The sequence below is a fragment of the Leisingera sp. ANG-M7 genome (genome assembly GCF_000813965.1).
In the GTDB taxonomy this organism is placed as follows: Bacteria; Pseudomonadota; Alphaproteobacteria; order Rhodobacterales; family Rhodobacteraceae; genus Leisingera.
In genome coordinates this window covers 128,540-140,682 of the sequence record NZ_JWLI01000004.1, presented here as the reverse complement: position 1 = coordinate 140,682, position 12,143 = coordinate 128,540, and the positions used below count along the sequence as shown (strand labels likewise).

9 protein-coding genes and 1 tRNA gene are annotated in these 12,143 nt (G+C 63.6%); 6 read left to right on the top strand and 4 right to left on the bottom strand.

Annotated elements, in window-relative coordinates:
- Nucleotides 1-915 carry a LysR substrate-binding domain-containing protein gene (locus tag RA26_RS05160; protein WP_039180863.1) on the bottom strand — a complete coding sequence of 305 codons (915 nt, stop codon included), beginning with the start codon at nt 913-915 and terminating at the stop codon, nt 1-3.
- A gap of 93 nt (nt 916-1,008) precedes the next feature.
- Here RA26_RS05160 and RA26_RS05155 point away from each other — a divergent pair, with 93 nt between their 5' ends.
- The 3 genes from RA26_RS05155 (at nt 1,009) to RA26_RS05145 (ending at nt 6,162) form a co-directional block, all read left to right on the top strand.
- Nucleotides 1,009-2,529: a trimethylamine methyltransferase family protein gene (locus tag RA26_RS05155; protein WP_039180861.1), complete on the top strand. Its 1,521-nt coding sequence runs from the start codon at nt 1,009-1,011 to the stop codon at nt 2,527-2,529.
- 152 nt (nt 2,530-2,681) lie between these two features.
- On the top strand, nt 2,682-5,156 hold the full coding sequence (locus RA26_RS05150) for a GcvT family protein (protein ID WP_039180857.1): 2,475 nt from the start codon (nt 2,682-2,684) through the stop codon (nt 5,154-5,156).
- Nucleotides 5,157-5,178: 22 nt separating this feature from the next.
- Entirely contained in the window at nt 5,179-6,162 is a 984-nt protein-coding gene (locus RA26_RS05145) for a GlxA family transcriptional regulator (RefSeq protein ID WP_052272315.1), read from the top strand.
- A gap of 125 nt (nt 6,163-6,287) precedes the next feature.
- On the opposite strand, the gene RA26_RS05140 is transcribed toward RA26_RS05145, so the two are convergent.
- The 3 genes from RA26_RS05140 to paaZ form a co-directional block, all read right to left on the bottom strand.
- Nucleotides 6,288-6,364, bottom strand: a tRNA-Met gene (locus RA26_RS05140).
- Nucleotides 6,365-6,557: 193 nt separating this feature from the next.
- Nucleotides 6,558-7,358 carry a PaaX family transcriptional regulator C-terminal domain-containing protein gene (locus tag RA26_RS05135; RefSeq protein ID WP_039180855.1) on the bottom strand — a complete coding sequence of 267 codons (801 nt, stop codon included), beginning with the start codon at nt 7,356-7,358 and terminating at the stop codon, nt 6,558-6,560.
- An 83-nt stretch (nt 7,359-7,441) separates the two neighbouring features.
- Nucleotides 7,442-9,472 carry a phenylacetic acid degradation bifunctional protein PaaZ gene (paaZ, locus tag RA26_RS05130; protein WP_039180851.1) on the bottom strand — a complete coding sequence of 677 codons (2,031 nt, stop codon included), beginning with the start codon at nt 9,470-9,472 and terminating at the stop codon, nt 7,442-7,444.
- Nucleotides 9,473-9,600: 128 nt separating this feature from the next.
- Here paaZ and paaG point away from each other — a divergent pair, with 128 nt between their 5' ends.
- Genes paaG through paaK form a run of 3 tightly spaced genes read left to right on the top strand, consistent with a single transcriptional unit; the run spans nt 9,601 to nt 12,140 of the window.
- Nucleotides 9,601-10,386: a 2-(1,2-epoxy-1,2-dihydrophenyl)acetyl-CoA isomerase PaaG gene (gene paaG / locus RA26_RS05125; protein ID WP_039180846.1), complete on the top strand. Its 786-nt coding sequence runs from the start codon at nt 9,601-9,603 to the stop codon at nt 10,384-10,386.
- A 2-nt stretch (nt 10,387-10,388) separates the two neighbouring features.
- The gene (gene paaI, locus RA26_RS05120) at nt 10,389-10,814 is read left to right on the top strand and encodes a hydroxyphenylacetyl-CoA thioesterase PaaI (protein WP_039180842.1); all 426 of its coding nucleotides are present in this window, start codon (nt 10,389-10,391) and stop codon (nt 10,812-10,814) included.
- 15 nt (nt 10,815-10,829) lie between these two features.
- The gene (gene paaK / locus RA26_RS05115) at nt 10,830-12,140 is read left to right on the top strand and encodes a phenylacetate--CoA ligase PaaK (RefSeq protein WP_039180840.1); all 1,311 of its coding nucleotides are present in this window, start codon (nt 10,830-10,832) and stop codon (nt 12,138-12,140) included.
- The last annotated feature ends 3 nt before the right edge of the window (nt 12,141-12,143 follow it).

Genomic DNA, 12,143 nt, shown 5'->3' with positions numbered 1-12,143 from the left:
TCACGGGGACCCGGGCTGGGCCATTTCCAGCAGCCATTGCCGCACCAGTTCTGCATTAGGAACCAGGTCCTGCGTCTTGGACCACACCAGGTAGAACCCTGATCCGGTGGTCCAGGACCAGTCCTTGCGCGCCGCAAGCAGTCCCTGTTTGATCAGCGGCTCGGTCACGTGCTGCCAGCCAAAGGCAAAGCCCTCGCCGGCAATCGCCGCCTGAAGGACCAGCGCATAATCGTTGAGGCGCAGGCCTGCGGCAGGCAGCCGGCCTGTGACCCCGAAATGGGCGAACCATTGCTGCCACCGGGGACGCTCCCGGATCGGTTCCTCCAGATGGATCAGCCGCTCATGCAACAGGTTCGGCACCGTCGCCAGGTTGACAGCCGAAGCCATTACCCGCGGGCTGGCCACCGGAAAGATTACCTCAGGTGCAATCAGGGCCGAATGGCAGTCCGGCCAATTGCCGTCCCCGCGCCGCACCGCCAGTGAAATGCCTTCGGTGTTGATATCCGGTTCCCGGTCTGAACTTTGCAGCCGCAGATCGATATCGGGGTGCACCTCGTGCAGCTGGGCCAGTCTTGGCATCACCCAGTAGTATGCAAAAGCGGAGGAGCAGTTGAGCGTCACATGGTCATTCCTCCCGAACTGCCGCACGGCCTTGGCTGAGGCGAGAACGTCCTCCAGCGCTTTGGAGACGTCTGTGTAAAGCCGCATGCCCGCCCCCGTCAGCTCCACCTTTCGGTGGCCGCGGAGGAATAAAATAACGCCCAAAGACGCTTCCATCTGCTTGATCGCCGCACTGACGGCAGGCTGCTGCACGTTCAATTCCTCCGACGCACGGGTGAATGAACCGTGCCGGGCGGCGGCTTCGAACACGATCAGATGGCGGGGGCTAGTGAGGAGTTTCCAAAGCTCTTGCATAAATGTGTGTTATCCAAATCATCAGATTTTTCAACCGTCACAAGCGCGGCTCAGGACCTTACTGTGCTGCAACGCCTGAAGATGGAGAGCCCCATGGCCCGACGCGCCCGCGCATCCCGTGACAGAAACACTGCCCCCGCCGGCGCTCCGGCTTCGCCCTGGATCCAGCGCACGCTGCCGTTCTTTGACGCTCTGGATGAGGAGAAGCTGGTCAAGCTGGAAGCCCAGGTTGACTGGATCTTCGAAGAGGTCGGCATTGCCTTCCGCGACGACCCGGAGGCGCTGAGGATATGGAAAGAGGTCGGCGCCAGGATCGACGGCGACACGATCCGCGCCGATGCGCAGTGGATCCGGTCGCTTTGCGCCAGGGCGCCGCGGGAATTTACTCAGCTGGCCCGCAACCCGGCGCGGTCGGTCACCATTGGCGGCAACAACCAGGTGTTTGCGCCGATCTATGGCGCGCCGTTTGTGCGCGACCTGGAGGGCGGGCGGCGCTATGGCGATATGGCCGCGTTCGAGAAGCTGGTGAAGCTCACCTATATGCATCCGAACCTGCATCACGGCGGCTTTGTGATCTGCGAGCCCTGCGACGTGCCGGTGAGCAAGCGCCACTTCGACATGCTGTTTGCCCATATGACGCTGAGCGACAAACCGCATCTGGGCGCCATCACCGAGATGTCCCGCGCGCAGGACAGTGTCGACATGGCCGAAATCGTCTTTGGCAGCGACGTCATGGACAACAACTGCGTGATCATGGGCAATGTGAACACCAATTCGCCGCTCTTGGTGGACAAGGTGGTGACGGAGGCAATTAGGGTCTATTGCGGACGGAATCAGGGAATTGTGGTTGTTCCCTTTATCCTCTCGGGTGCCATGGGGCCGGTCTCTACTGCCGCCTCGGTGGCGCAGGCGATGGCGGAGGCGATGATGTGCTGCGCCTTTGCCCAGATCGTCCGTCCCGGCGCACCGTTTGTGCTGGGCAACTTCCTGTCGTCGATGTCGCTGAAGTCCGGTGCGCCGACATTCGGGATGCCGGAACCGGTGGTGTCGAACTATGCCATCGGCCAGCTGGCCCGCCGCGCCGGGCTGCCGCTGCGCTGCGGCGGATCACTGACCGCGTCCAAGATCGAGGATGCGCAGGCCGCCTATGAAAGCGCCGACTCGATGCATTCCACCATGCTGGCCGGGGCCAATTTTGTGCTGCATTCGGCGGGCTGGCTGGAAGGTGGGCTGTGCACCGGGTTTGAGAAGCTGATCATGGATGCGGACCGGCTGGGGTCCTACCAGAAAGTGCTGAGCCAGGGACTGGATACCAGCGACGAGGCGATGGCCCGTGATGCCTACGCCGAAGTGGCGCCGGGCGGGCACTTCCTGGGTTCAGGCCACACCATGCGCAACTACCAGATCGCGTTTTATGAGCCGAAGCTGAGCGACAGCGAGAATGTCGAGAGCTGGGAAGAAGGCGGGTCCAAGGACATGCGCCAGCGCGCTTATGAGCGCTGGAACCAGATGCTGAACGAGTATCAGGCGCCGCCAATGGATGAGGCGGTGAAAGAGGAACTGGCCGCCTATGTTGTCCGCCGCAAGGAGGAGATCCCGGATGCGTGGTACTGAGTTAAGAAACTCTTCACCCATTTCCACAGCTTATGCAGGAAATGCCGGATTGGCCCGGCACCCCCTGTGCACCCCCCGTACACCACTTGTGCACCCCCTGGGTGCCGTTTGCCGCAATTCCCGCCTTGTGCCCCAGATCTGAGGACAAACCCATGTCAGACAATTTTGCCCAATCGACGCTCAACATCCACAAGGAGGAGAGCACCGGAGACAAGAAACTGCCGAGCCACGCCAAGGCGGTGATCATCGGCGGCGGTGTTGTTGGCTGCTCGATCCTGTTCCATCTGGCCAAGTTCGGCTGGAAGGATGTTGTGCTGCTGGAACGGGATGAGCTGACCTCCGGCTCCTCCTGGCACGCGGCGGGGCAGATCCACACGATTTCCTCGGACCCGAACATCTCGCGCCTGCAGTCCTACACCATCGATCTGTATAAAGAGATCGAGGAGACCTCGGGCCATTCGGTGGGTCTGCACATCACCGGCGGGTTTTATCTGGCGTCGAACAAGACCTGGTATGACTACTTGAAGCGGGAACGCTCTAAGGCGCGTTACATGGGTCTGAACCAGGAATTCATCAGCCCCAAGGAAGTGGCCGAGCGCCATCCGCTGATTGATCCGAAACATTATCACGCGGCGCTGTGGGATGATCAGGACGGCGATTTGGACCCGTCGGGCGCGACCTATGCCTTTGCCAAATCGGCCAAGGTGCACGGTGCGCAGTATTTCACCCACACGCCGGTGACCGCGACCACCCAGCGCGCCGATGGCAGCTGGGACGTGGTGACCCCGCGCGGTGTGATCAACGCCGAGCATATCGTCAACTGCGGGGGCCTTTGGGCGCGGGAAGTTGGCCACATGCAGGGCATCAACCTGCCGGTGCAGCCGATGGAGCACCACTATCTGATCACCGACAAGATCGACGCGGTGGCCAACCACCCGACCCGTCTGCCGGCCGGGATCGACTATGAGGCCAACATCTATTTCCGGCAGGAACGGCAGGGGATGCTCTTGGGCACCTATGAGCCGAAGGGCACGCCGTGGAAGGTGGGCGGCACGCCCTGGGATTTCGGGCATGAGCTGCTGCAGCCCGATCTGGACCGGATTGCCGACCGTCTGGAAATGTCGTTTGAGCGCATCCCGGCCATCGGCGAGGCGGGCATCAAGGATATGATCAATGGGCCCTTCACCTTCGGCCCCGACGGCAACCCGATGATCGGCCCGGTTCCGGGCATGAAGAACTACTGGTGCGCCGTGGGCGTGATGGCGGGCTTCTGCCAGGGCGGCGGTGTGGGCCTGACCATGGCGGAGTGGATGATAGACGGCGAGCCGTCCATCGACGTCTGGGCGATGGATGTGGCGCGGTTCGGCGAGTTTGCGACGCCCGACTGGGGCACCGTGAAATCGACCGAGAACTATGAGCGCCGGTTTGTGATGACCTTCCCGAACGAGACGCTGCCGAAGGGGCGGATGCAGAAGACCACCGCGCTCTATGACCGGCTGGTCGCCAAGGGCGCGCGGATGGGGCAGGGCTTTGGCCTGGAGAATGCGCTGTGGTTTGCCGATGGGCCGGAGGATGCGCATGAGGAGCCGACGTTTGAGCGCAACCGCTCGCATGATTACGTGGCGCGCGAGGTGAAGGCGGTGCGCGAGGCCGTGGGCGGCATCGAGGTTGCCAACTTTGCCAAGCATGAGTTCAAGGGCGCAGGCGCGCGGGCCTATCTGGACCGGGTGCTGGCGGGGTATGTGCCGAAACCGGGCCGCCTGACGCTGACGCCGATGCTGACGCCGAAGGGCAAGCTTTATGGCGATCTGACCGTGGCCTGCCTGGGTGAGGAGCATTTCATGCTGTTCGGCTCCGGCGCCATGCAGGAGGCGCACCGCCGCTGGTTCGAGAAGGATCTGCCCGCGGATGTGACCTATCAGAATGTCTCTGACGACTGGCACGGCATTGCGCTGTCGGGTCCGAAATCGCGGCAGCTGCTGCAGCGGATCACCCGCGAGGACATGTCGGGTGAGGCGTTCAAGTTCCGCGATCTGCGCCAGACCTTCGTGGGTGGCGTGCCGGTGATCCTGAACCGGATCAGCTTCTCCGGTGAGCTGGGGTATGAGATCTACTGCAAGCCGCAGTACCTGCTGCGCCTGGCGGAGGCGATCGAGGAGGCCGGGGCCGATCAGGGCTACCGCTGGTACGGGGCGCGGGCGCTGATGTCGATGCGGCTGGAAAAGGGCTGGGGCGTCTGGACGCTGGACTTCCGCCCCGATTTCGACGCGGCGGAAAGCGGCATGGATGTCTTCATCAACTGGAAGAAGGATTTCGTGGGCAAGGAGGCCGCGCTGAAGGCCCGCGAAGCCGGTCCGAGCCGCAAGCTGGTCACCATGACCATCGACGTGGACGGCATTGATGTTTCCAACGACGAGGCGATCCTGAAGGACGGCGAAGCGGTCGGCTACATCTCTTCCGGCGGTTACGCGCATCATGCGCAGAAATCCATGGCGATGGGCTATGTCTCGGCGAAGCACGCTGCGGCAGGCACCAAGCTGCAGGTCGAGATCCTGGGCGAGATGTATGACGCCGAAGTGCTGGGCGCGCCGATCTATGACGCCAACGGCGCCAATATGCGCGCCTGAGCCAAGACGGGGAGCGGATATCATGACCAAACCCATGCGAACGCTCCCCCAAGCGGCTGAGGCCGTTCCGGCCTGCCGCTGCATCTTTCTGCTGCTGCCGACCTTCTCACCGCTGGATCTGTCCAGTGCGGTGGCGGCGCTGGAGGCGGCGAGCAGGCATGACGGGACCGCGCGCTATGACTGGCGCGTGGTGAGCGAGGACGGGCTGCCGGTTACCGCCCCGAACGGACTGGGCGTGGCCGTCGATGGCGGCTTGCCTGAACTGATGCGCGGCAGCATGGTGTTTATCTGCGGCGGCCAGGGGGTGGAGCCGGGCATCTCTCTGAAGGTGCTGGGCTGGGTCAGGAAGGCGCAGCGCATGGGGCTGCCGATGGTTGCGCTTGGCGGCGGCATCATGGCGCTGGCACGGGCGGGCCTCTTGTCCGGGCGTCAGGCTTCGGCCCATTGGGCGCAGCGGGCCACTTTGGCCGAGATGCACCCGGATGTGGAGGTGAAAAGCTCGCTGTTTACCATCGACGGTAAGCTGATCACCTGCGCCGGCGGCACCGCCACGGTCGACATGATGCTGAACCTGATTTCAGACCACCACGGCTCGGATGTAGCAACTGCGGCTGCGGACTTGATGGTGTGTTCCTCGGCCCGCAAGGGCAGCCAGGACCAGACGGTTTCCGAATTCGGGCGCGCAGGCGTGCGGCACGAAAAACTGGCCGCGGCGCTGGGCTTGATGCGCAGCAATCTGGAGGAGCCGCTGACCCCCGGCGGTATTGCTGATCTGGTTGGCCTGTCGGTGCGCCAGCTGGAGCGGCTGTTCTCGAAATATCTGCAAACCACGCCCAAGGTCTATTACACCAAGCTGCGGCTGGACTACGCGCGCAGCCTGCTGTTGCAGACCAACATGCGGATAATCGATGTGGCGCTGGCTTCGGGTTTCAACAGCCAGACCCATTTCGCCAAGGTCTACCGGCGCTATTTCGGCAAGTCCCCGCATCAGGAGCGGCCGTTCTGAGGGCGGTTGGATTGCGCGGCGGTCGCATCCGTTGAAGCATCTGGAAAAACCGCGGTGCGGCAGATGAAACGCGTCCGCATCAGCACAAAACTGTGCTGTTGTGCATTCTGTCATTTCGGGAAGGGTGGTAGCGGAGGAGGGACTTGAACCCCCGACACGCGGATTATGATTCCGCTGCTCTAACCAACTGAGCTACTCCGCCGCTCTGTGTGGAGGCGATTTACGGAATGCCGCCAGCCGGGTCAAGCAGAAAAGCAGAAGAATCCCCGATTCTTCTGAGATTTTTCGCAGTGATGGGATTTATATATATTTTTCAGCGGGTTGGTTGCGCCTGGGGCCGGGTGCGATCTATCAGGGTGGCAGTTGCGGCGCGGGCGGACGGGTGGTGGCAGTGCTTATTCGGACAGGCTGTCGAGGGCCGCCAGATCCGGGCGCGGCAGTTGGTCCAGCAGGGCGAACACCAGGGCGCGGCAGGACTCGCCGGTCCAGTCCACCGGGTGGAAACCGGACGGCAGATCCGGGTGGCGCAAGACCACGCGGCGCCAACGGTGCACAATCAGGGTCCGCAAGGTGCCGGTCTGCACAGGTGTCAGGACGGCGGGCGGTGCAGAGATTTGCTGCAGGTCCCGCTGCAGGGTGGCACAGGCTTCGCAGAGGTGGTCCGGGAACAGGCGTGATTTCAGCCAATCAGGCACTGCTATGGAGCTGACGCCCGCCGCCAGCAGGTCATCCAGGTTTTGCGGTACAGGGCCGCGGCCGAGAGCGGTGGTGCGGTTCACCGCCACGTAGCTGGGCAGCATCAGAACCTCGTCCAGGGTGGCCTGGCCGGCGCCGTCCTCTGCGATCAGCAAGTGCCATTCGCCTGGTACAGCCGCGCGGCGTTCGTAGATCCGCGGGGTGACCGCGGCGGATTGCTTGCGGCCGTATTCGGTCAGGTAGTGGACCGAGGCGCGGCCTGCGCGTTCGCTTTCGATCCAGCCGTCCTTGCGCAGCCGGTGCAGGGCCACGCGGATGGCCTCGGGCTTGATCCCCATCGGGGTGATGATGCGTGTCAGCGCCCCGCCGCTGATCTGGGCGCCCTTGTCCTGTGCCAGATCGCCGAACAGCGACACGATCACCGACCAGACCCGCTGGTTCTGCGGGTCGTTCAGCTGCTGGACGGTGGCGTCAAACCAGGGGTTATGCTGTTCGTTCATGGGGATAAATATAGAACGCCCGGACTGGATAGACCAGTCCGGGCGCACGGTTGCGTTACCGCAGCCTGGCACTTTTGCGTAAGTCAGAAGGCGTTCATTGTCAGCAGTTCATACTCTGCTGCGATCTCGCCGTCCTGGTTAGTGAGGGTGACGTGCCAGCGCACCTCGCCGTATTCCTCGTTGCGGGGGGTCTTCTTCTTGACCGACAGGCGGACCTTGATGCTTTCGCCCGCCGAAATAGGCTTCATGAAGCGCAGATTGTCGAGGCCGGTGTTGGCCAGAACCGGGCCCTCGTCCGGCTGCACGAACAGGCCTGCGGCAAAGGACAGGAGCAGGTAGCCATGGGCGACGCGGCCCGGGAAGAACGGGTTCCGCTTGGCGGCGTCGTCGTCCATGTGGGCATAGAAGGTGTCACCGGTAAAATGGGCGAAGGTTTCGATGTCCTCCAGTGTCACGGTGCGCGGGGCGGTGTGCAGGGTCTCGCCAATGGACAGCTCGCCGAACTTGCGGGTGAAGGGGTGTGCGGGGCCTTCGATCTCCGTGCCGCCGGGGACCCATTTGTCGCCAATCGCGGACAGGATGTCGGGCGAGCCCTGGATGGCGGTGCGCTGCATGTAGTGTTTGACGCCGCGCACGCCGCCCATCTCCTCGCCGCCGCCGGCGCGGCCCGGGCCGCCGTGCACCATGTGGGGCAGGGGGGAGCCATGGCCGGTCGATTCCTTCATCGAGTCGCGGTTGTTGAAGTAGAGGCGGCCGTGATAGGCGCCGGCGCCGATGGCGACCTCGCGGGCGACAGCCGGATCGTGGGTGATGACTGAGGCCACGAGCGAGCCCTGGCCGCGGTTGGCCAGCTCAATGGCGTGGTCCAGGTTGCGGTAGCCCATGATGGTGGAGACGGGGCCGAAGGCCTCTGTGTCGTGCACGCGCTGGGCGTTGTCCGGATCGGCGCAGTGGAACAGCATCGGCGGCACAAAGGCGCCTTTGTCAGCGTCGGCGCCATCGACGGTGAAGCTGTCCGGGTCGCCAAAGACGCGCTCGGCCTCTTGGCCGATGATCGCGGCCTTTTCCAGCACGTCGCGTTTCTGGCTGCCCGAGACCAGCGCGCCCATGCGGGTGGTTTCCAGGCGCGGGTCGCCAATTTGAGTTTTTGCGAGGCGGGCGGACAGTGCCTCGATCACTGCGTCCACCTGCGGTTGCGGCGCGATGATGCGGCGGATGGCGGTGCATTTCTGGCCCGCCTTGGTGGTCATCTCGCGGCTAACTTCCTTGATGAAGAGGTCAAACTCCGGCGTGCCGGGCTGGGCGTCGGGGCCAAGGATCGAGGCGTTGAGGCTGTCCTGTTCGGCGACAAAACGGACCGAGTTTTCCAGGATCACCGGGTTCGCGCGCAGTTTCAGTGCGGTATTGGCGGAGCCGGTGAAGCTGACCACGTCCTGCATGGTCAGATGGTCCAGCATGTCGCCGAGGCCGCCGGAGACCAGTTGCAGCGTGCCCTCGGGCAGGATGCCTGACTCCAGCATCAGTTTCACCGCCAGCTCGGTCACATAGCAGCTGTTGGTGGCCGGTTTCACGATGGCCGGGACGCCGGCCAGCAGGGTGGGGGCGAGTTTTTCCAGCATGCCCCAGACCGGGAAGTTGAAAGCGTTGATATGCACCGCAACGCCACGCAGCGGGGTGCAGATGTGCTGACCCAGGAAAGTGCCGTTGCGGCTGAGCTGCTCCACGTCGCCGTCGAGGTAGACATGGGCGTCCGGCATCTCGCGGCGGCCCTTGGAGGCAAAGACGAACATGGTGCCGATGCCGCCGTCGATGTCGATCATGTGGTCGGACTGGGTGGCGCCGGTGTTGAACGACAGATCATAGAGCGCCTGCTTGTGCTGATTCAGGTGGCCTGCCAGCGCCTTCAGCATCCGGGCGCGGTCGTGGAAGGTCAGCTTGCGCAGGTTGGCGCCGCCCACGGTGCGGGCGTAGTCCAGCATTCCTTGCACGTCGAGCGCGTCGTTGCCCGCTGACGCAATCACCTCGCCGGTGATGGCGCTGGAGATGTTGCGGGCACCTGCGCCCGGTGCGACCCATTGACCCGCTGCAAAGCTGGAAATCTCAAGAAGGCTCATCCTGTCGTCCTTTTCATCAGGCCGGCGCGGAGCCGGCTGGCTGGAATCCGATGCTGAGATATATTGACCGTCCGGTCGGTTTATGCAAGAAATTTGTCAGATGCGCCGCTGACGAGGGTGAGGGAGCGATGAGCGATACGATTCTGGTTGAGGACCACGGCACCTGGGTGGAGATCACCCTGAACCGCCCGGACCGGCTGAACAGTTTCAATGAGGAGATGCACAACGCCTTGCGCGCCGCGCTGGAGGCCGCGCGCGACGGCGGCGCCCGCGCGGTGCTGCTGACCGGTGCAGGGCGCGGGTTTTGCGCGGGCCAGGATCTGGGCGACCGCGACCCGCGCAAGATGGACGGGCCGCCGGACCTGAGCCAGACCGTGCGGAAATTCTATGCGCCGCTGGTGCGGCTGATCCGTGAATTGAACTTCCCGGTGATCTGCGCGGTGAACGGCGTGGCCGCCGGGGCAGGCGCCAATCTGGCGCTGGCCTGCGACATGGTGCTGGCAGCCGACAGCGCCAAGTTCATCCAGTCGTTTTCCAAGGTTGGCCTGATCCCGGATACCGGCGGCAGCTGGCATCTGCCGCGGCTGCTGGGCGAGGCCCGCGCCAAAGGCTTGGCGCTGACTGCCGAACCGCTGCCTGCGAAGAAGGCAGAGGACTGGGGCCTGATCTGGAAAGCGCTGCCGGACGGCGAACTGATGGCAGAGGCCCGCGCCATGGCGGGGAAATTCGCCAATGGCCCGACTCTGGGTCTGGGGCTGACCAAAAAGTGCATCCAGGCCGCGGCGGTCAACACGCTGTCCGACCAGCTGGAGATCGAGGCGGACGCGATGAAGACCTGCGGCGAAAGCGCGGATTACGCCGAGGGCGTGGCCAGCTTCCTGGAAAAGCGCGCGCCTGTTTTCGAGGGCAAGTGACCATGACCCCCAAGGAACGCGCCGAGAAATCCGCCGCCGCCATGTGGGCCGAGGACCAGGCGTCCAAATGGGCGGGGATGGAGATCACCCATGTGGATGAGGGCGAGGCCACGCTGGAGCTGACCATCGCCCAGCACCACTGCAACGGCCACGGCATCTGCCACGGCGGTGTGACGTTCATGCTGGCTGACAGCGCCTTTGCCTTTGCCTGCAACAGCCGCAACCAATCGACCGTGGCGCAGCACAACGTGATCAGCTTCACCGCTCCGGGACGGCTGGGCGACAAGCTGATTGCCACGGCGCGCGAGATTTCCCTGACCGGGCGCAGCGGCATTTACGACGTGACAGTGACCAACCAGGACGGCCAGCAGATCGCCGAGTTCCGGGGCTTCTCCCGGGCGGTCAAAGGCCAGTTGTTTGACGAATAAGGTGTGGAGGACGCCATGGAAGACCTGAGCCCCAAGAAGGGTGAATTGGACCCGATCGAGATCGCCTCGATCGACGAAATCCGCAGCCTGCAGCTGGAGCGGCTGAAGTGGTCGCTGCGCCACGCCTATGACAACGTGACGATGTACAAGCAGCGGTTTGACGAGGCAGGCGTGCATCCGGACGACCTGCAGGAGCTGTCCGACCTGGCCAAGTTCCCTTTCACCTACAAGAACGACCTGCGGGACAATTACCCGTTCGGCCTGTTTGCCGTGCCGCGCAGTGAAATCATCCGCCTGCATGCGTCCTCCGGCACCACCGGCAAGCCGACGGTGGTAGGCTATACCGCCAATGACATTTCGAACTGGGCGGATCTGGTGGCGCGGTCCCTGCGGGCATCTGGCCTGCGCAAGGGCGACATGGTGCATAACGCCTATGGCTATGGTCTGTTCACCGGCGGCCTCGGCGCGCACTACGGGATCGAACGGCTGGGGGCGACTGTCGTTCCGATGTCGGGCGGGCAGACCGAGAAGCAGGTTGGCCTGATCACCGATTTCAAACCCGATGGGATCATGGTGACGCCCTCCTACATGCTCAACATCCTGGAGCAATACCATAAGGTTGGCATGGACCCGCGCGAGTGCTCGCTGAAGGTGGGCATCTTTGGTGCTGAACCCTGGACCGACGCAATGCGCAAGGAGGTCGAGGAGGCCTTTGACATGCACGCGGTCGATATCTACGGCCTGTCTGAGATCATGGGGCCGGGTGTGGCCAATGAATGCGTTGAGACCAAGGACGGCCCGGTGATCTGGGAGGATCATTTCCTGCCGGAAATCATCGACCCCCAGACCGGCGAGGTGCTGCCGGATGGTGAACTGGGCGAGCTGGTGTTCACCACGCTGACCAAGGAAGGCCTGCCGATGGTGCGCTACCGCACCCGCGACCTCACCCGCCTGCTGCCGGGCACCGCGCGGTCGATGCGGCGGATGGAGAAGATCACCGGGCGCAGCGACGACATGATCATCCTGCGCGGTGTCAACGTGTTCCCCAGCCAGGTTGAGGAGCAGCTGCTGGCGACCGGGGGCCTCGCACCTTACTATCAGATCGAGCTCTACAAATCCGGCCGCATGGACGCGATGCGGGTGTTTGTGGAGGCCAACCCGGACGCAACCGACGAGCTGAGCAAGACCGCGGCAGCGCGGATGCTGACCAAGCGGATCAAGGATATGGTTGGCGTTTCGACCGAGATCATTGTAGGCGACCCGGGGTCCGTCGAGCGCAGCCAGGGCAAGGCCAAACGCGTCGTCGACAACCGCAGCCAGTCCTGAACC